At 43.3% G+C, this 20,517-nt stretch carries 19 protein-coding genes and 1 other RNA gene; 11 read left to right on the forward strand and 9 right to left on the reverse strand.

Annotated features, from left to right (window positions below):
• Window positions 1-19: 19 nt before the first annotated feature.
• The 5 genes from ssrS (at window position 20) to IEY42_RS00200 (ending at window position 7,209) form a co-directional block, all read left to right on the forward strand.
• Window positions 20-201: non-coding RNA, 6S RNA (gene ssrS / locus IEY42_RS00180), on the forward strand.
• Window positions 202-442: 241 nt separating this feature from the next.
• Window positions 443-1,894, forward strand: coding sequence for a glycerophosphodiester phosphodiesterase (locus IEY42_RS00185; RefSeq protein WP_188923382.1), 1,452 nt, complete (start codon window positions 443-445; stop codon window positions 1,892-1,894).
• Window positions 1,895-1,952: 58 nt separating this feature from the next.
• On the forward strand, window positions 1,953-4,415 hold the full coding sequence (locus tag IEY42_RS00190; protein WP_188923383.1) for a peptidase associated/transthyretin-like domain-containing protein: 2,463 nt from the start codon (window positions 1,953-1,955) through the stop codon (window positions 4,413-4,415).
• Between the two features lie 57 nt (window positions 4,416-4,472).
• Window positions 4,473-6,374, forward strand: coding sequence for a hypothetical protein (locus IEY42_RS00195; protein WP_229779829.1), 1,902 nt, complete (start codon window positions 4,473-4,475; stop codon window positions 6,372-6,374).
• Window positions 6,375-6,513: 139 nt separating this feature from the next.
• Complete coding sequence (locus IEY42_RS00200) at window positions 6,514-7,209, forward strand: 5-formyltetrahydrofolate cyclo-ligase (RefSeq protein WP_188923385.1); 696 nt, start codon at window positions 6,514-6,516, stop codon at window positions 7,207-7,209.
• 80 nt (window positions 7,210-7,289) lie between these two features.
• Here the strand turns inward: IEY42_RS00200 and IEY42_RS00205 are convergent, their stop codons facing one another.
• The 4 genes from IEY42_RS00205 to folX all read right to left on the reverse strand — a co-directional run bounded on the left by IEY42_RS00205 (window position 7,290) and on the right by folX (window position 10,717).
• On the reverse strand, window positions 7,290-8,582 hold the full coding sequence (locus IEY42_RS00205; RefSeq protein ID WP_188923562.1) for an O-acetylhomoserine aminocarboxypropyltransferase/cysteine synthase family protein: 1,293 nt from the start codon (window positions 8,580-8,582) through the stop codon (window positions 7,290-7,292).
• Window positions 8,583-8,748: 166 nt separating this feature from the next.
• A complete protein-coding gene (folM, locus tag IEY42_RS00210) occupies window positions 8,749-9,477 on the reverse strand; it encodes a dihydromonapterin reductase (protein WP_188923386.1) in 729 nt (242 codons plus the stop codon).
• A gap of 187 nt (window positions 9,478-9,664) precedes the next feature.
• Window positions 9,665-10,333: a GTP cyclohydrolase I FolE gene (gene folE, locus IEY42_RS00215; protein WP_188923387.1), complete on the reverse strand. Its 669-nt coding sequence runs from the start codon at window positions 10,331-10,333 to the stop codon at window positions 9,665-9,667.
• A 21-nt stretch (window positions 10,334-10,354) separates the two neighbouring features.
• Window positions 10,355-10,717, reverse strand: a complete 363-nt coding sequence (gene folX, locus IEY42_RS00220; RefSeq protein ID WP_160052566.1) for a dihydroneopterin triphosphate 2'-epimerase — start codon at window positions 10,715-10,717, stop codon at window positions 10,355-10,357.
• Window positions 10,718-10,887: 170 nt separating this feature from the next.
• On the opposite strand from folX, the gene IEY42_RS00225 reads away from it, so the two are divergent.
• Together IEY42_RS00225 and IEY42_RS00230 are read left to right on the forward strand one after the other, a co-directional pair.
• Window positions 10,888-11,277 (forward strand): thiol-disulfide oxidoreductase DCC family protein, encoded by a 390-nt coding sequence (locus tag IEY42_RS00225; protein ID WP_188923388.1) that lies wholly within the window; start codon window positions 10,888-10,890, stop codon window positions 11,275-11,277.
• Window positions 11,278-11,288: 11 nt separating this feature from the next.
• Window positions 11,289-12,149 (forward strand): SDR family NAD(P)-dependent oxidoreductase, encoded by an 861-nt coding sequence (locus IEY42_RS00230; protein WP_188923389.1) that lies wholly within the window; start codon window positions 11,289-11,291, stop codon window positions 12,147-12,149.
• A 79-nt stretch (window positions 12,150-12,228) separates the two neighbouring features.
• Here the strand turns inward: IEY42_RS00230 and mdh are convergent, their stop codons facing one another.
• The gene (mdh, locus tag IEY42_RS00235) at window positions 12,229-13,164 is read right to left on the reverse strand and encodes a malate dehydrogenase (RefSeq protein ID WP_188923390.1); all 936 of its coding nucleotides are present in this window, start codon (window positions 13,162-13,164) and stop codon (window positions 12,229-12,231) included.
• Window positions 13,165-13,648: 484 nt separating this feature from the next.
• Here mdh and IEY42_RS00240 point away from each other — a divergent pair, with 484 nt between their 5' ends.
• Window positions 13,649-14,098 (forward strand): GNAT family N-acetyltransferase, encoded by a 450-nt coding sequence (locus IEY42_RS00240; protein ID WP_188923391.1) that lies wholly within the window; start codon window positions 13,649-13,651, stop codon window positions 14,096-14,098.
• Window positions 14,099-14,194: 96 nt separating this feature from the next.
• On the opposite strand, the gene IEY42_RS00245 is transcribed toward IEY42_RS00240, so the two are convergent.
• A complete protein-coding gene (locus IEY42_RS00245) occupies window positions 14,195-15,331 on the reverse strand; it encodes an endonuclease/exonuclease/phosphatase family protein (RefSeq protein ID WP_188923392.1) in 1,137 nt (378 codons plus the stop codon).
• Between the two features lie 381 nt (window positions 15,332-15,712).
• Here IEY42_RS00245 and IEY42_RS00250 point away from each other — a divergent pair, with 381 nt between their 5' ends.
• The 3 genes from IEY42_RS00250 to IEY42_RS00260 are packed head-to-tail and all read left to right on the forward strand — an operon-like array spanning window position 15,713 to window position 17,199.
• Window positions 15,713-16,315, forward strand: a complete 603-nt coding sequence (locus IEY42_RS00250) for a CIA30 family protein (RefSeq protein ID WP_188923393.1) — start codon at window positions 15,713-15,715, stop codon at window positions 16,313-16,315.
• Window positions 16,316-16,349: 34 nt separating this feature from the next.
• A complete protein-coding gene (locus IEY42_RS00255) occupies window positions 16,350-16,937 on the forward strand; it encodes an HAD family hydrolase (protein WP_188923394.1) in 588 nt (195 codons plus the stop codon).
• Between the two features lie 46 nt (window positions 16,938-16,983).
• Entirely contained in the window at window positions 16,984-17,199 is a 216-nt protein-coding gene (locus tag IEY42_RS00260) for a TIGR02450 family Trp-rich protein (protein WP_188923395.1), read from the forward strand.
• A 66-nt stretch (window positions 17,200-17,265) separates the two neighbouring features.
• On the opposite strand, the gene IEY42_RS00265 is transcribed toward IEY42_RS00260, so the two are convergent.
• The 3 genes from IEY42_RS00265 to IEY42_RS00275 form a co-directional block, all read right to left on the reverse strand.
• Complete coding sequence (locus tag IEY42_RS00265) at window positions 17,266-18,150, reverse strand: tetratricopeptide repeat protein (RefSeq protein ID WP_188923396.1); 885 nt, start codon at window positions 18,148-18,150, stop codon at window positions 17,266-17,268.
• A gap of 159 nt (window positions 18,151-18,309) precedes the next feature.
• A complete protein-coding gene (locus IEY42_RS00270) occupies window positions 18,310-19,338 on the reverse strand; it encodes a DUF2955 domain-containing protein (protein ID WP_188923563.1) in 1,029 nt (342 codons plus the stop codon).
• An 88-nt stretch (window positions 19,339-19,426) separates the two neighbouring features.
• Window positions 19,427-20,485: an HlyD family secretion protein gene (locus IEY42_RS00275; protein WP_188923397.1), complete on the reverse strand. Its 1,059-nt coding sequence runs from the start codon at window positions 20,483-20,485 to the stop codon at window positions 19,427-19,429.
• Between the last annotated feature and the right edge of the window lie 32 nt (window positions 20,486-20,517).

Raw genomic sequence — 20,517 nt, forward strand, 5'->3', positions numbered from 1 at the left:
ATTTAATTCTACCCTGTTTTGCTCCCTGGGATATGCGCGAGTTGGCTATGTCCCTGTGCCGATACTTACAAACCCAGGGTGAATGCTTTTGTTGACATTGTGCATGCTCGGCTCGTACCGAGAAGCCTTAGGAAATGAACATTTACCCGCCTTGAACCTACGGTTCAAGGGCTACGCCGGCAGCGGTATTTTGGGGAGCATCCTAATTTTTTGTACCACTCTTTTGCGCTGATTAAGCAACACCTCCTGACGCTAATCACTCTGTAACCCGTTAATGAATGGGCCACTAATAATGGTTGTCGTTAGCTTCATTTCAAAATAAGCAAAACAGATTACCTTCACACTTTAACGTGTAAGACTAATTACTTAGCCTTACACGGTTGTTTTAACGCAGTTGTTAATGTATAAAACATTAAATATTAATAACTTGTAAACATGCTTTATGATAAGTCGTGGCGTTATCATTAAGGTTTACTGCACCATTATTGTTGTTCTACTGTTCACTTTAACCGGTTGTAAATCCACTCCTACTCCAGCTAAACCCATTAATACTACGCCTGCTGAGCTATCCCATTTCCCTACGGATGCACTCACTCAGGGCGCAAATATTATTGATACTCAATTGAGTTTAGCTGACCGAAATTTATATCTGGCTAACAGCGGCAATATTAAAATGTTGTCTACGGATCAATGTCAGTTAGAAATATCAGCCCACCGCGGCGATTTTCGCCAACCTGAGAGCAGCGCCAATGCCATCGCGTCTGCATTAAACGACAACTTTAACAGTGTTGAAATTGACGTGATGTTGTTAAAAGACGGCACCTGGGTTAATCATCACGATAGCCAAACAGGCCGTGCAACCGTGTATTACACCGGCGAACGGTTCAAGCTAAACCGCATGAGCTTTAAAGAGTTCTCTAACCTTAAGCTGCGAGACAAGCACAGTAACAATTTACTCAATCAACGCCCTATTGCCGCTGTTGAAGCCTTTAAAACCTTTGCCGCATATCGCCATAACAATCAACAACTCAATGTAGAGATTAAATCCGACACCAACGGTCAAAAGTTAGTTGAGCTTGATAATATGTTGCGAAGATACATTGGCTTAGGTGGGTTTTATTATTCTTCAACCAATCAAGAGGTACTCTATAAACTACGAGGCATTAATCCGTCAGTCTATTTAGGGTTTATTCAAGGTGGTCACCCTACCAGTGTTGAAAAATTAGCGGCCGATTTGCGTAAAGGCGTCAAAAACGATGCTTACTATTTAGACAATCAAAATAACCTCGAGCTAGCCGGTCGCTATGGCACTAAACGTTATCGCTCTCGTTATAAAGACTACACCTCAAAATCATCACTGTCGGCATTGCACAGAAAGCTCGGAAATAATTCAGGGATCCACTTGGATATACGCAGTTTTATGCAGCATTCAAACGTTAAACATGACGCTCATCAACTGGGAATGAAGGTTTATACCTACTCCCTAAATGGCAGCGAATATCATCAATCTCAGTTAGTTAAATTATCCCCATCAACGTTGCCAGATGGGGCGATTGTCGATGCAACGCCTTACAACATTTGCCAACGATTATTTAATGCCGCAATACCGGCTAAGCAATACCAGGCAATAAGCCCTGTGGGTCGTTACATTACGTCTTTACCCCAAGATGCCGACTTTGACCGTTTTAACGAAATGCGCGGCTATCAACACGAAGGTTACTACTTGTCGCTAAACGCAGGCCTTAAGGCCATCAATAGCGCGCCAGTTGCCCCTGTGGCTAACAATATACCGACGCCATTGTTAGAACATGGATTTCCGACGATTACCGATGAAAAGATTGATAACGACACCGGCGAAACAATTATTTTGAGATTGCCGACACGTTCGCAGTAATACATAACCTGAGTTCAGGTTACATAAAAATTAAAAATAATGGCTGATAAATACGACTATGACTGAGCATAACAAAAGTCCATTTGCAACAAACCTGCTTAACAGCGCCCCTACACAGCAAAAAATGGAATCTGCGGCAAAAGAGCTAAAGAAAGTTCAAAAACATCAACAATCAAGTGCAGCAAAAGCCGCCAAAAAACAAACGGTAGAGCTCCAAATATCCCAGACAGGTAAACCCTTTTGGTGGATGTTGTTAATGTTTATCTGCTCGCTAGTGTATTTGTTTCCTGAGGCGGTGTTTAATGCAGCGTTAACCGACGTTGCGGGTGGACGTAATGCCACCTTTGAAGACCTACGTGTGGTGGAATTATTTGGCCGAACCATCAGCGGTATTGGGGTAACCTTACTGCTGGCAGATTTATTATTAAAAGGTAAAAAGCTGGCTAATGTCACCCGCGCGTTAGGGTATTTTGCGTTGATTGCGGTGATGGTATGGCCAACGGTATTTTTTGGCCAAAAGTGGTTAGTGGATCATTTTATTATTGATGCATCTACTCCTGAAGAGCGCCAACAAGCGTACTTGTCTCAAATACTGCGCAGTGCATTGATTGAAAACTCAATTAAGTTTGAAGGCATAGAATACGACCCCAATAAAACTCACAACGCGACTGAGAAAACCTTTTTATCGGTTTTTGGTGGTTTAGTTTACGCTGACGACCAATTGGTAGCAGACTTAAAACAAAAGAAACGCTTGATCATGGAGAAGCTTGTTCGCGATCGCGCGATGTCTCGCTTTGATGAGCATTATGGTCAATACGATAATTTTCGCCAAACTCTGCGTGATAAATACACTGAGTACGCCTCAGGTTCTAATCAATACAACCAAGCGCTTGCCAGTGTACAAACTCGCTCTGATGAGTACTGGCTTGATACGCAAAACCAAGTTAAACAAGGCTGGGAGAAATACCAGCAAGGGACCAAGGCTTATGAAGCTCGGGTAGAGTCTCGAGCACAAAAAATTGCGCCAAAACTGTATGACTATTTTGAACGCCGTAATAAATGTGCCGAAAAGAAGAGTGGCAGTAGTAAAGACCGCTGCTTTGAGCGACTCCAACAAGGTTACGACAAAGAAATCGCCAAATACAGTATCCCTTATATACCGCCTGACGATTGGCTTATTCGCGAGGAGATTTCAACCTCTGAAAACGTCGGCAACTCTATTCTCTCAGGGATTATGACCCTAGGCCTATATACAGCAATGCAGGCGGCCGATGCGATTACCGGTGGCGATGCTGGCTTTAAAGATCATCGTATGGTGTATACCAACGACGTTAACCATTATAAAAAGGTATTGATGGTAAAAATGGCGCCAGACTTTATAAAAGAGTCTGGCGGTTACCCATTAGGAATTAACTCCATCCATGACTTTAGAGTCCATGAACTCACCAGCGTAAAAGTGAATAAACAACTAAAGCAAAAAGGCTTAACTTTATCGCCATCTTGGTCAATCACCGACCGCAACAGCTTTGATATTGCCGTCGCCAAAAAAGTCCGCCAGCAAGCCGATGCAAAGTGGCGTTCAAGCATGAAAGCCAAAGGCAGCGATATGCCACCAAATTTGAGCTGGCAAGCCTTTCAAAAGCAGAGCGATATTCAACAACGTATTGAAACTGAAATGAAAGAGCTTTATGTAAACCCAACACTGGCCGACTGGAACAATCGCGAATTTAAACAACATATTATTGAACCAAACATTAAACGTAAAACCCTTGAATACCTTAATGTACTTGAGGCTCAACAAGTTGAATTTGCCGATGGCGGAGTATTTGAATCAACGGGTAAATCGGCATTAAGGTCAACGATTATCCCACCGATATCGATGTCGATTAGCTTAGCGCTCGTACTGCTAACGGTATTGAAATTACCGATGAAAGCTGTAGAGCTTGTGCAAGCAAAAAGGTCGTCGACAACACCAATCGCTAAACCGAATCGCTTAATCAAACCAGCAATATCGACCCTTTTACTGGCATCAATTTTTGTGGTGCCTTTATCCATGGGCGGCAACCAATACACTATGCCGGGCTCGTCATTGCATTACTTTTTTGATCAAATGGAAAAGAATGACTCTGCGACGATTTCATACACCCTTAAATGGCTATTAGTGACTCTACCTATGGTGCAACCCGTTGGCTCATCGATTGATCAACACTTATTGATTACCAATGGGTTTGATGCCATTAGCGAGCCAATTAACCGTTTTGATTTAGCGGTAATGCCAGCACATGACGTGAGTAAACCACGCAAATCATCAGCTAAAAGCTCGGCATTACTGCCGCTGACCATTAAGACCAATATTGCTAATGCCAGCATTTCAGTGATGAGCATCAAACCCAAATACCAACCCGGCATGATGCTACCCGCGGGCAGTTATGACATTAAAGTTTCAGCACCAGGACAAACGACCATTAGAAAGTGGGTTTACCTCAAGGCTGATGAGACTGAGTTTGAATTCAATTTTTAAGTCGCGGTGTTGTAAATAAAAGCACAAAGCAGCAAGCATTCACGCAAAGATTATAGGATGTATTACGTGAGTAAATTAGAACAATTTCAGAGTTTTATTCGTAGCAACGGTAAAGTACTCACTGGTGTCGATGTGCCAGTAAAATTAAGTCATGAACAAGTCAAACTGCCGCAACTTAAGTTTACTTTTGGCTGGACGATTGAAGTCGGAGTGAGTGAACATCAACATGGTGGTCATTGTCCTTCAGGGATTAAATCTGGCAGTGCAGCAAATGCACGAGACTATGCTCATGACAAAGCCAAAGAATACGCTAGCGGACAAAATGCGCTGTTTAATGAACGGTTTTTAAACATTTTAGGCCCAGATATTACCAGCAATTTTTTAATCCGCAACAGAGGGCTTAAATCTGCGCCAGAGACCTATGTAGGCAGTAAGATTTGCTACAACTGTAGCGGCTCAGGCAGTCAAAGCTGTTCCGGCTGTTATGGTTCTGGCAAAAACAGCTGCCATGGTTGTAGTGGTACAGGGCGCGTCAGTACATCGCGTTACGATAGTCACAATAATCGTACTGTTTATACAACAGAGTCATGCACATCTTGTTGGGGCAGCGGTAAAAAAACCTGCAATAGCTGTGGTGGTTCTGGTTCTGTAACGTGTAGCACTTGTAGCGGTGGCGGTTACCTTTATTACAGTTACACCATTGATGGTGATGCCAAGCGCAGTACGAAGTGGGCTTATAACAGCAATGATTACCACGAATGGACCTCTGAGTTTGTTAAAAATAACGGCTTAAACTTGGTTTACCATTTAACCGATATTACTGAGGTCGATGTTGACGGCGCTTTAGATGGTTGTACGTTTATCTATGCTTTTACCGCTAAACTGCCAACCTTACAATTTACCGCGACCATTGATAACACCGACACAAAAATGTGTTTTGCCGGCAAAAAAGACACCACCCATAATGCAGGTGGTGTTTATGATCCTGCGGTATGGCGTGTGGCGCAAAAAATGACAGGCAAAAGCCAGGCAGATGACAAAGCCGTGTTAGCAACGCCTGCAATAAAAGACATTATCGAAGCCGATGCCACCAACACCCAAATTGCCTTATTAACCGAAAATTGGGTATCAACAGACATTAAAGATGCGGTTATATCGAATTACCAAAACTTGGTCAGCACATTAAAAAAACAAAGTGTTAAGGGTATTGCACCCAACATGTTGTTAAGTTTGATTAAATACACTTATCTGTTCTTTGTTTTGGGCATGTTAATCGCGTTGTTATTCCCCTCTTTTGCAGCCGAATCTGGCTACCGTATGAGCGTTACACAAGTGCCAGAATGGATGCTTGCCCTATTAACAATGAAATTTGGATTATTTGGACTGCCCGCCTTGGCTAACTATGCTTTTGTATTCGGTTTGCTGTGGTTAAGCTACCAAGGCGTTAAAAAGTGGTATTGGAAAAACATCAGTAACACCAAGATTTGGCTATTAGCTATCACTATTACCTTATTGTTCCCCCACATTGCATTGTCAATTTATTACAATACGTTAGCACTGCTTAATGACTCCCCTGCCATTGCCAGCACTCTTGTCTGCGGTTCACTATTAGTGGGTATCTACTTGATGGTCATTGGGGTTAAGTGGCCACAAAAGTGGTATAGCAAATTGCTGGGATTAGTGGCCGCTGTAGGTATTTATTGCGCTATTCAATATGGGTTTTATGCAATCAACCCAACTTATGCGTTTATTGCCGATCATGCCCATTACAACCGAGAAGTGAACAAGTTATTGACCTCTGGCGTACATTTTATGCAGATAAATATTGTTGAGTGGAGCTTATTATCCATTAGCTTTACATACTTTTTAACTCGAAGACGCTTTTGGTTAAAAGCCAAAACCATGGTGGCTGATTACGATAGCCCAGTATTGTTAAAATCAATGAATATGGATAAATAAACTAATGCGTTTTGAATGGATATGAAGCATACATTAGCACTAAGTAAACCTATGCTTTCATATCTATTCAGAACGCGATAGTCTAGCCAGAATATTTTGTTATTAATTGCATTTGTAAGTGATGGAGTGCTCCCTACCTATGAGTATCATGCGTTTTATGACGAACACCGACAATCGCCCTGTTACGTCAACCTCTTCTGCACGCATTAGTTATTTTGCCACCCCTACTGAATTACAAGAGCCTTTGTTTGATAGCTCAGGCATGAGCCGTGATAATATTCGTCGTCACGTTAGGCAAGAGCGCAACAGCTTATCAACAGAAGAGCAAAGCCAATTGGCATTAATAGCCAGCAGACATATGCTTGCAGAAATTCAGGCGCAATCAGCACAACATGTGGCCGTGTATTTAACCCATGACGGCGAGTTAGCGACACAAAAATTGATTGATGCGCTATGGGAGTTAAACATTAATGTTTACTTGCCGCTTATCCATCCATTTTGCAAAGGTCACTTGTTATTTGTACGTTACGATCGTGACTCGGTGATGGTTAAAAACCAATACGGTATTAGCGAACCTAAACTCAATGTGCAGCATGTCATCACCGTTGAGCAACTCGATATGATTATCACTCCTATGGTGGCATTTGATGAACACGGTAATCGAATGGGCATGGGTGGCGGTTACTACGATCGCACCTTAGCCCAAGTCGTTAATAACAAACCTTTGGCCGTTGGTTTTGCTCACGACTGTCAGGAAGTGAGCCAGGTACCAACCGACTTTTGGGATGTGCCGTTGCCAGTGATAATTACCCCAACGAGAAGATTAGCTATTTAAAATCGTTTCTTAATAAAAAGCCCCATCAATACACGTTATTGATGGGGCTTTTTAGTTAAATGATTAGACTAAAAGTGAGCTTATACAATCGCCTTATCTAATGCCTGGCTTACATCAGCAATAATATCGTCGATATGCTCAATACCTACTGAAATACGCACTAAGTCTTCTGATACACCGGCCTTGGCAAGCTCTGCACCGCTGAGTTGGCGGTGAGTGGTACTAGCAGGGTGACAAGCTAGCGATTTAGCATCGCCGATGTTGACTAAACGCAGCACCATTTGCAGCGCATCAATAAACTTACCACCAGCAATTTTACCTGCTTCTGCATCAGCAGATTTAATCCCAAAACTAATAATACCTGAAGCTTTACCGCCAGTGATTTTTTGACAAGTTGCATGATGCGGGCTGTCTGGCAGCGCTGCGTAATTGACCCAGCTAACACTTGGGTGTTTTTGTAAAAACTCAGCCAGCGCAAGGGCATTACTGCAATGGCGCTCCATACGTAGGCTAAGGGTTTCGAGCCCTTGTAGTAGCAAAAATGCACTTTGTGGCGACAAGGCTGCACCAGTATTACGCAGTGGTACTACACGGCAACGGCCAATATAGGCTGCTGGGCCAAAGGCATCGGTGTATACCACGCCGTGATAAGACGGATCGGGCTCATTGAGAATTGCAAAACGTTCTTTATTAGCAACCCAATCAAACTTACCTGAGTCAATAATCACCCCACCAATAGTGGTGCCGTGACCGCCAATGTATTTGGTCAATGAATGGATAACAATGTCGGCGCCGTGATCAAACGCGCGGCACAATACCGGTGTCGCCACGGTATTATCAACAATTAGTGGCACCCCATGTTTATGGGCAATATCGGCCAAACGCTGTAAATCGACGATGTTACCAGCTGGGTTACCAATCGATTCGCAGAATAGTGCTTTGGTTTTATCGTCAATTAATGCATCTAAACCGTCAAAGTCATCAAACGCGGCCATGCGCACTTCAACGCCCTGGCGCGGCAGAGTATGAGCAAATAAGTTATAGGTGCCGCCATACAGTTGGCTAGTGCTAACAATGTTATCGCCGACTTGAGTGAGTGCTTGAATCGCATAGGTGATCGCCGCCATACCCGATGCAACAGCAAGTGCACCAATACCGCCTTCGATAGCGGCTAAGCGTTGCTCTAATACACTGGTGGTTGGGTTCATGATACGGGTATAAATATTACCTGCGACTTTGAGGTCGAATAGGTCTGCGCCATGCTGGGTATCGTCAAAGGTGTAAGAGGTGGTTTGGTAAATCGGCACTGCCGCAGCTTTAGTCGTAGCTTCAGACTCGTAGCCATAATGTAATGCCAGTGATTCCAGCTTCATGTTTTCTGCAGACATAGTGACTTCCTTTCGATAATTGCTAGTGTAAATGTTGATTAATATCTACACTAGCAATTAGCCATCTAGAAGTCTATAGTAAGTTACAGCGAAATGTTGATTTGCATATCGCGGCAACATTGTCACTTAAGTTTCTGGGGATTGTTGAAGCCTATTTTAACTGCCTGCCACCATCTACAGCATAACTGCGGCCAGTGACGTAATGGCTGCTTTGTAGATAATCGATAAGGTTAATAATTTCATTATTGCCGGCCTCTTTAGGCAAAATCGCTTTCGCTAATGCTTTGACTTTATAAGCATCATCGTCATCTTGGTTAAATAAAATCATCGCGGGGGCAATCGAGTTCACTTTAACGTGTGGCGCAAATAAGCTGGCAAATGACAAGGTCATATTATGCAATGCCGCTTTACTGGCCGCGTAAGCAATGTGTTTTTTACTGCCCTTTTCGGCGACATAATCTGTGATATGAATAATGTTGCTGGCACCTATGCTGTCGTCATTGATTTTAGCGGCAGCAACCAACAATGGCGCTAATGCAAAGTTGATTTGATAAGGCGCAGACACATGAATTTTCAACATTCTGGCCATAGTGTCACTTGGGCTTAAACCATTATTGTCTGGCAGCCAGTCTGAGGCGTTATGGATAATAGTGTCGAGGCGATCATGATGTTCATTGATGTGAGCAATAAGCTCATCAATTGCCGCGGGGTCGGTTAAGTCGCACGAATGTAAACTGGCTCCAAGCTTGCCTAACTGCTCAATACTGTCGTAATGAGTACGATAAGTGCCAATAACATGATGACCCTGGGCCAAATAATACTTAGCTAGTGCATAACCAATGCGCTTACCTACGCCGGTGATCAGTATTGTGCGTTCCATAGTGCTCTCTTTATGTTTGGTTAATGACTTACCCTAAACTTATCATAAGCAAATTAGGTGCTTATGATAAGCATTTATAATAAACGTTAAGGATTAAACTTTTAATACAAGGTTTGCAGCCTAAAAAAATGGCCTCAACTCGGGGAAGGTTGAAGCCATTAAATAAATGGAAGTAAACCGTATAACGTTACGCTAAAAATTCAGCACGACTGGCTGGATTTGCTTTAAAGCAACCGCCAAGCGCCGTGGTTTGGGTGCTTGATGAGGTGTCCATAATGCCGCGAGATTTAACACAGTAATGAGTCGCGTTTATGCTAACTGCAACATCGTCGGTTTCGAGCAAGGTTTGCAGCGCCACTAAAATTTGTTGTGTGAGACGCTCTTGCACCTGTGGACGTTGAGCAAAAAAGCGCACAATACGGTTAATTTTAGATAAGCCAATAATGTTGCCTTTAGGAATGTAAGCCACTTTGGCCAAACCATCGATGGTAATAAAATGATGCTCGCAGGTACTCACGACACTGATGTTGCTAATTTTCACCATCTCTTCAACACCCATTTTATTGTCAATTTGAGTAATTTTAGGGAAGTTAGCGTAATCAAGGCCTGAGAAAATCTCGTTAACGTACATTTTAGCAATACGATGCGGGGTTTCAGCTAAGCTGTCGTCGGTTAAATCTAAGCCAAGTGTCGACACAACTTCAGTCATTAAGCCTTTAATACGCTGATACTTTTGCTCGCTGGTCATGTCACTTGGAATTAATGGCGTTTCAAGGCCATGGTCAACTAACGCCTGTTGAACTTTTAATGCTTCGGCTGACAACTCAGCGCGAGTTATGTCATTAATGGTGGTCATAATAACATCCTTAATAATAGGTTAGGCTTGATACTCTAAAGACAAAGAAACAGAGTCGGCAAAACGCAGTGCATGGGGTTTATCAATAGTCACTCGAGCTAGGGTTACGCTTGGATGCTCACGACAAATGTCGAGCACGTCGGCCACCAGTTTTTCGAGTAATAAGAACCGTCCTTCTTCTACATGCTGAATCACTTTTTTAGTGATTATCTTGTAGTTTAGTGCATCGGCAACATCATCGGTTTGGAACGATCGATCCGCTGGATAATGGATCTCAATGTTGATCACCACATCTTGCTGTTTTTCGCGTTCGTCTTGATTAAACCCAATAAAGGTGCGTAAACGTAAATTGGTGACGTTAATAATAGCTTGGCTTAATGGCATTATTTAGCCCTAGTGGATTGTTTTTAATCTATACGCCAGGCTGAAATAAAAAGATCATAAATCTAAAACGATCATGCGGATCGTTAAATGATCAATGCTAATCACAATAAAGGTAAACTAGCTTGGGAGCTGGTGCGTACAATCTCAATACAAGCGATACGAGGTGAATAATGGAACTGACAATATTTTACGATGGCACTTGCCCGCTGTGCCTCAATGAAATGCAGCAATTAAAACGCTACGACAGCTTAAACCGCATCGGGCTTGAAGACATTAACGCTGCAGATATTAATCAGCGATTCCCTGATTTAGATGTCGTGCAAGCCAATACCATATTGCATGGCCTGCAAGCCGATGGCACCTGGCTTTATGGTTTAGACGTGACAGCTAAGGCATGGGGATTAACAGGTAAACACGGTTGGATAAAAATGCTGCGCCTGCCCGTGATTAAACCTGTGGCAGACCTCGCGTATTTGGCATTTGCGCGAAATCGCTACCGGATATCGTATTTACTGACCGGCAAAAAACGGTGCGACACAGGCAGTTGTAACATTAAATAAAGGCAAAGCGCATGAGCGATCCAACGACTACTGAAACCATTATTGTAATTGGGGCGTCATCTTTTATTGCCCAAGGCTTTATCGAGCAAGCTTGTCATCAACACGCAAAGCAACTGCAGCCAAACTCACCTGTCGCAGAGCCGTTACAAATCATCACGGTTAGCCGTCAGGCCAGCATTAAGTTGCCTGTATTAATGGGCCGCGAATTAACGGACAGTGAACTAGCGGGACGTATTAACCACCAGCACTTTAGCTGTGATTATCAACAAGCCTCAATAGAACAATGTGTTAGCGATATTGCGAAGATTGCAGGCACAGTGACTCGCATAGTGATGTGTAATGGCATTTTGCACAGTAAAAACCAGCACATCAGCACAAACGAACCAGGCTTAATGCCCGAGAAACGCATTGAAGATATTGATGCACATTCGTTAGAACAGCTGTTTTATGCCAACAGTATTGTACCCATGTTATGGCTAAGCGCTCTCACCCCATTGTTGTCGCAACCTCGTCATAAAGTCAGCGCTGAGCAAAAATGTGTTATCAGTATATTAAGTGCCAGAGTCGGAAGTATTTCAGATAATCGCCTCGGCGGTTGGTATGGTTATCGCGCCTCAAAAGCGGCATTAAACATGCTCATTAAAACCACGGCAGTGGAATATGCCAGACGCCTTAAACGCGTGAAGCTGATTGCGTTTCACCCCGGCACCACCGACACGCCATTATCAAAACCCTTTCAAGCCAATGTGACTCAAGGCAAACTCTTTACCCCTGCCTTTGTCGCCAGCCAGTTACAGCAAATTATGGATAACAGTGAGCCCAACGGCGAAGCCAGCTACCTCGACTGGCAAGGCGAGCCGATTAACTGGTAATTTTGGTTAACGAGATATGTAAAAAACCAAAAAAAACGCGAAGCCATTAGCTTCGCGTTTTAGTGCTTCGATTTGTTAATTACTTAACAAATTCAACGCCTAATTTAATGTCACCTTTAAGAGTGTCTAGCATTGCATCGCGAGCGTTAGCTTCAAATGCGCTGATGTCACCGTAAGGTAATACTTTTTCTACGCCGTTTTTGCCAAGTACTACTGGCTGTGCGAAGAATTCAGCGTGCTCACTGCCGCCGTCAACATAGGCACATTCAACCACATTGGCTTCGCCTTGTAGACCACGTACCAATGATAAACCGAAGCGACATGCTGCTTGGCCCATTGATAATGTTGCGCTACCGCCACCGGCTTTAGCTTCAACAACTTCAGTACCTGCGTTTTGAATGCGAGTTGTCATTGCGGCAACTTCTTCATCAGTGAAAGTTACACCCTCAACCTGAGAAAGTAGTGGCAGAATAGTCACGCCGCTGTGACCGCCGATAACGTTAACTTTAACGTCAGCAACGTTTAAGCCTTTAAGCTCAGCGATAAAGGTTTCGCTGCGGATAACGTCAAGCGTAGTGATACCGAATAAACGGTTTTTGTCATACACACCAGCATTTTTCAATACTTCAGCAGCAATCGCTACCGTGGTGTTAACTGGGTTAGTAATAATACCCACTAATGCTTTAGGGCAAGTTACAGCCACTTTTTCCATTAGGTTACGTACGATGCCAGCGTTGATGTTGAATAGATCTGAACGATCCATACCAGGCTTACGCGCGACACCAGCAGACATTAATACGACGTCAGCATCAACTAATGCTGCCGTTGGATCTTCACCAGCAAAACCTTTTACTTCTACGTCTGTTGGGATGTGACTTAAGTCAACCGCAACACCAGGAGTAACAGGAGCGATGTCATATAGAGACAACTTTGAGCCCGCAGGCAGTTGAGTTTTTAACAGTAAAGCTAGCGCCTGGCCGATACCACCAGCAGCACCTAATACAGCAACTTTCATAATTATCTCCATCAATTTATGCAGTTTGTGACATTGATCTAAATTGTCGTGGCGTCACATTACTGCATCGTCACAATAATTTCAATTATACGTTAGTGGACAGTGGTAAATAAGTGAGCGCTAATAAGGTTTAAGCTGAAGTTTGTGCATGAATTATGCTCAACGTTATCCTCATTATGGAGCGAAATCCCTTATCAATATCACTACTTTTGTTGGCAACTGTCAGTCATTTTATATGTATAAATATGCACCAGCTGTTCGATTTAAGCTTAAAACAAAGGCGCGGTAAGCCATTATTGCCAGCGCCATGTTTACTTACTGACGCAATCCCCCCGTTAACGCGCATGTTATACCGCGTGTTTGGCCATACCCTCTTACTAAACAATGTCATTTTGGCGTACACTAAAGCTGCCGGGGGCGAATAAATAAAAAATTCAATAGCCACTGCTGCATTCCTCAATATCCAATTACTTACGAGAATTTCATGATAATAAGAGCTGGCCAACACGCCGATTTACACGCCTTAGTTAATTTTAATCAAGCCATGGCAATGGAAACCGAAAACCTTACCCTAGATGCAGACAAACTCACTCAAGGGGTTGAAGGGTTGTTAACTCATCCTGAGCGCGGTGTTTATTTAGTTGCAGAAGTAGATGGCGAAATTGTCGGGTCGCTGATGGTGACTTACGAGTGGAGCGATTGGCGCGCCAGTAATTATTACTGGATCCAAAGTGTCTATGTTCGCCCACAAAATCGTCGCCAGGGTATTTATGGCAAGCTCTACCAGGCGGTTAAAGACTTTGCCGCCGCCAATGGTGGTACAGCTAGCTTCAGATTATATGTAGAACATGACAACGCCGTTGCTCAAAAAACCTATGAGTCTTTGGGCATGCAGCAAAGCCATTATTTGATGTATGAAGAAAATACCAAGTAAAACGGTTGAAATCCCTATCTAACCACCTGCAAAGTCAGCACTTAACCGGCGGTTATGTTGTCTACCTAACCCGCTCTCAGGTTACCTAGATTGAATTTAAGTTCTGACGCTAAAGCGCATCATCACTGGTGCGTGGTCGGTACTGTCACTGTCGCGCTCATAATCTGGGCGAACAAGATGTCTGTCGAAGGTTTGATAATCAATAATATGGGCTAAATTTTGCTGTTGAGTCGGGTTAAACTCGCTTGAGACTAAAATGTAATCAAGCACCGATCCTGTGTTGCCATAATAATGCGTAGCTTGTCTTACAGCATGTGGTTCGTCATCAAGCAATGAAGCGGATTCAAACTCATCTTGCGCCAAAGTGGCATTGCATTTAGTTGCCGCAATAAACAACTCATAACTGTCGTACAAACTGCTTTGATGTAATTCTGCCATTAATGAGGTTTCGCCAAGCTTGGCTAATTGCGGGTCTTCAATGTCACTGCGAAACACCCGCAGTTGATTATTAAAGGCCGCTAACAGCTCGCTGCCTAAGGTGTCATTAAAGTCGCCCATTAACATAAAAGGTTGCTGGGCTTGTTGGCGCCTCATGAGCATTTGATGGCATAACAATGCTGACTCACTGCCGCGTTGTAAACTTGAGGCCCAACGCCCAAGCACCTGGCGTGCAACAAAGTCCGGTCCGCCTTGTAAACCGCTCTCGCTAATATCATCACGGCTTACACCACTGCGTTTTGATTTAAGGTGAATAACGTAACAATCGCACGGCCCAAATACCGGTAATTGAATGGTGGCACGAAGCGGTTTGCGGCTAAAAGCAAAGGTATCGGCTAAACCTAATTGAGTAATCCATTGCGGATCAGGGCTGACATTAACTGAATCCACAATCGGATATTTAGAAGCAATGGCCACCACAGGACTGCGATAAACATAATCGCTGATCACTTCAGGCTCATCTAAGGCCACAAAGTACTCATAACCCAATGATTGGGTCAATTTGGCCAAGGCATCTGGGCTAAATACTTCTTGAAAACCGATAATATCTGGCTGGCTTTGATTAATAAAATCACTTAACCAGGCACACTTTTTTTGCCATTGCTTGTCGCTGTAAATATTTTCAAAATCATAAAACGCATATGGCGGTTCAATAAAGTTAAATAAGTTAATACTCACCACATTAAAGCTAAGCTCAGATGCAGTAGGCGATGATGCGTCGTTTACGTTTAACATATGTTAATCCTAATAAAACTTATTACTAGGATACTGATTTGCGAGTGAGAACACCATGAGTAACAAAACTCGATTTAGCTTATTAAGCCCTTATCGCGAGCCTTGTAGATTTTAATCTACAATAAATTGAACCGAATCCAAATCGCCCACGTAAAACTTACCAATGAATGAATTAAGCGTTCTTAATTAACCAACAGTGATTAGCCCCAGTGATTAATCACCAAGACATTCGTTGCCATTAAATCTGACCCGATTTAACTCTATGTATGAAAGAGCCAACAACCTCCGTAAGACCCTTTGGCTTATCCCTCACCCTGATAAGCCATTTTTTTTACGGCGAAATTTGCCCAACCAAAACCAAGCAATACTGATAGGAGATCAATGATGTTAGCCTTTAACACTGATAAACTACTTAAGTTCGGCTTGATTAACGGCGTGATTGTCGCTGCATTATTAATCAACCCAGCTTACAGTGCGAGTGAGGACAATATGTTATTTCGTTTTGCAAATGAGGATCATTTTGAAGGTTGGCAGATCAATAATGACACCGTGATGGGCGGCGTATCACAAAGCCAGATTAAACAGAATAAACAGCAAGACCTGCTGTTTACCGGCAATGTATCGTTAGACAATAACGGTGGATTTGCATCGACAGAGTCGCGTTTTACCCATCAAATATCTGCCGCATCATCACTCACCATTGCGGTTAAAGGTGACGGTAAGGTTTATCAGCTGCGTTTAAAAACACCTCAACTGTCTTATGGTGAAGCGTACGTGGCTAACTTTACCACTCAAGCAGATACATTAACTGAGCACACTTTTACTGCCGCAGATTTTACTGTCAGTTTTAGAGGACGGGTTGTAAGCAACGCGCCAGAATTAAACTTGCTAGACATCGAGCGGGTTGGGTTTCTTGTGGCACAAAAACAGCAAGGACCATTTGCAATTGAGTTACATTCTATTGAGTTTGAAAATAAAAAATAATCACCCACGTATCGCTGAATTTAAAGGCTAAACATTGAAATTACCTGTGCAAATTAAAGGCATTATTTTCGACTTAGACGGTACTCTTGTTGAGTCGAGTTTAGACTTTGAGTTAATTCGCCAACAAATCGGCTGCCCAGAGGATATCGACCTGCTCAAGTATGTCGACGACCTAAGCTGTCAAAACAGTCAGGCTCATGCCAATGACATTATTATTGAGCATGAATACCAAGATGCAATAACCGCAAGGCCCATCAAAGGTATGGCCGAATTAATTAGTGCCATTGAAGCTGCAAAAATGCCTACGGCGATTGTCACCCGCAACAGTCTGGCTGCCAGCACAATGAAAGTGAAGCAAAATGCCATCGCGATTGATCATGTGATAACCCGTGAAGACTACCCCGCAAAACCGGCTCCAGATGCACTATTAGCAATTGCAAACCAATGGCAAATAGCCCCTGAACACATTATGTATGTTGGTGATTATTTATATGACATTCAAGCCGCCAATAATGCTGGGATGGTCGCCTGTTTAATTACTCACGGGGTTGAAAAGCGCTATCAAGACCTTGCCGATGTCGTCATTGATGAGCTCAACCAATTACTGCCATTTATCCAGTAACCTGGCGCTAACGGCCTAGTCATTAACAAGTCAATGTGAGAATCCTATGAATCGAATTCACCCTAAAAAATTACTTCACAGCAAGTGGACCAAAGTTGAAGTGGTTAATAAACTCAAACATTTTAGCGTTATTAAAGTGGAATATGATGAGCAACAAAATGTCATTGAATGCATTATTCGCGCAGAGATGAATGCCGCTGAATTTGCTATAGAATGGCGCGATTTAAAAGACCCGCTGCAGTGGAAAATAGGCTGGCAATAAAAAAGTGACTCGCCATGAGTCACTTTTTTAAACACAAAAGCCTACTTAGTGATATTTGACTCTAGATTATCTAATATTGAATACCGAACCTTCAATCCTGAAAGGAATAGTCTCTAAGCCCCAGTCAGATAGCATAACATCACCTATGCGCAAGCTATCGCCTTCACTGCTACAGCCCCACATTTTAGCGCAAGTTTGCCCAGGAATATTTGAGCCCGTGCCTTTTGAAGTATCTGGGATCATGTGATTCAATTGGGCTATATGAGAGCCAAACATGCCCTCAAAGGTATCCATTGTAACATCTAGGGTTTCCATCTCACCTTCAGGAAAAGTAACTGCGGCGGTTTGTTCTCCTGAAACGTTTTGTTCTTGCTTCAAGGTCACAACATCTTTAGAAACTAGCCCATATAGTGCATTCAAGGGCAAATCTTTAGTGGTCTCATGTAAATAGAGTGTCTGACCATAATGTCTTGCGGCATAATTATTTTGCTCGTAGGCAAGAGTCAGGTATTTGTCAGCTTTTGCCATGTCTTCATCTACCATACCGCCACCTAAATACAACTTACCAAGTAGGTATGATGATTGGGAGTGACCCATTCTTGACGCGTACCCCAAATAGTCAAGGCCTTCTTCAACATCTTTTAAGTGAGTATCTTGTAAATACAATACCCCTGCTTTGTATTTAGCATCTAACACGTATTTACCTGCACGGCGATACCACTTTAACGCCTTGTCTAAGTTTTTATCCGTGCCATAACCGGCATAATAAAACTCACCTAACATTGCCATTGCAGATGAGTGACCTCGTTTAGTTAAAATACGATAAGCTTTAAAGTATTCAACACATTCTGATGTTTGACACTCTGGCAGCTGACTTGCTTCACTTTTTGTTGGAGCAAAAATCAGAAAGCTGGCCAAGAGGCTAAAAATAATTATTTTATGTTGCATCATGCTAATTCCATTTAATGAATGTTTTTATACTATTAGCGCTGAAGCTTAACTTGTCTATAGTAAGAATGGATTAAAAAATAAACAGAACAAACGACTGTTTAACATAATACTAGTGTCACTAGGGCCTTCAGATAATTAAGCGATAGTAATTATTTTCAATCACACGCCAAATCGTGTTGCTTCAAAACGATTTAATAGCCGATGCACGAGATAACACAGTAATAAAGTGGCGACGATGGCGACTAAAATGCTGCTTATACGGTATAAGGCACTAAAAACGAGATCATTATTTGGCGTAAGATACTGGCCAAATAATATTCCTAAGGTGGTCATGGCGCCAAAGCCGACTCCTGAGCCGCTGGCCTCTTTAACGTGCACCTGGCTAAATAACATCAAGCCTATCCACAAAAGTGGCACGACAAAAAGTAGCATGCCAGACCAATCATAAAGCACTGCCTGGCCGACTAAGCCAAAAATTACGCCAAATAAGGTCCCTATTGCACGCTTTCTGGCATAGCCCAGTGCCCCATTCCAATGCATGGGAAATAACAGTAATAACGTGGTGGCTTGGGCTGACATTGAATCTTTTAAATTAAACATCTGAAACACAATAAATGACGCGGTAGCGATAGAGGCACCCAATAATGTTTCGTGGCGCATACGATTAGGCGCTTTTACCACACCGGCCATTGGCGGCCTTGGGGCAACGTCTGGCCATAATGCTGTCATCGCATAGGCGATAATCACCGAGGCGAGTGTCGCCCAAAAGTTGCTGAAAATGAGGTTGTTGATGTCCATGCCCGGATAACTGGCAAAATGCAGCATAATGCTTAAGCTAATCACGCCATTGGCACCGAACAAAAATAAACTGCCACGTGACATGGCGGCAAAACGATACAAAAACAATAAAAAAACGATGGGTAACATAACCCCAGGATGACCGCCAAATAAGCCACCGAGAATACCGACTTCAAGCCCAGCCATAACCGACGAAGCCAGCAGTTGTCGCATGGCATGAGCGTTCATCACCGGAACTAATCCAAGTAATAACATCGGCGTGACGGTAAAAAACACCCCATAATTTAGGTCGAATAATTTACAAATCGCAAACCCCAGTGTGGCACCAGTAGCAATGCGCAAACATTGGTGTAAATCATTGGTAGTTAACGGACTATGACGTAATAACATCGGCATACCTTCAGGATATGTCACGGCAGGCCCTAGGGCCTTTAGTGGCGCAATAAGGCGAGTAACAACATCGATATTTTGATCGGGATTAATATATATAGTGCAGCACGCTAATCAGCTTAATCTGTACTTTGGCTAAAAAACCTAGCACCGCATTATTAGGGACTAATTGCACAGTAGCGCGCGCACCGGCGGGTAAGGTATTAACCACTTGATGATCCAGAGCCAAATGCAAACGTAACCGCTGAGCATCACGCACCCAGCGCGCCGACGCCTCTGGCGTGGCTAAACGCCCATTCGCATCAAACTGCCCTGCACTCACACCAGCATCGACATTGCTGACTTTAGCTTGATATAAACGCCCTGGTTGACCGTCAAAAGTAATATAAGCGGTAGATTGTGACTCTATTCCTCTTAAACTTTTTTCTCTAAAGTCGGCAATAATATCCACTTTTTCAGATACCACAGCGAGCAATGGCTGACCAACAGTGGCAAAACTGCCGACTTCTAGTTGTAGATTAGTCACAACCCCATTTTGCTCGGCGCGCACCTGGGTGTATGACAGATTTAACTCGGCCTGAGCGAGGCGATTTCGAGCTTGGCGCATTTTTAGATTCTCTGCACCATCACGCCCACGACTCACCACCAATTGACTTAGACGCGCATTGGCTGCCATTAAGTTAGCTTCTGCTGTTGAGGCGTCACTTTGTGCTTGATCGGCTAATTGCTGCGATACACCACGGCTTGCATAAAGTGCATCAAGCCGTTTTGCCTCACTGCGTTTTTGCTGTGCGCTACTTTGCTTAGCGTTAACATCGGCTTGAGCGGCTAATATCTCAGCATCAAGCTCTGCATTGTCTTGTTTGGCTTGCTCTAAGGCTAAATTGGCTTGCTCAACAGCCAGTTCAAATGGCGCGGAGTCGATACTAAATAACACATCACCTTTAGCGACCACTTGATTGTTTGCCACGGCTATCGAGGCAATTTTACCGCTGACTTGCGGGGTGACTTTGGTCACCATACGTGTGGCCATTGCCTGTGGGGTCATTGGCATCATGGCGTCGGCAAACATAAAATAGCCAAACACTGATATAAACAGAAATATGGATATTTTAACGAGTCGTGCAAATTGTTGATCTGGGGTCATATACCTTCTCATTACTCACTTTTGACTATGCC

It is taken from the genome of Shewanella algicola (assembly GCF_014648035.1).
In the GTDB taxonomy this organism is placed as follows: Bacteria; Pseudomonadota; Gammaproteobacteria; order Enterobacterales; family Shewanellaceae; genus Shewanella; species Shewanella algicola.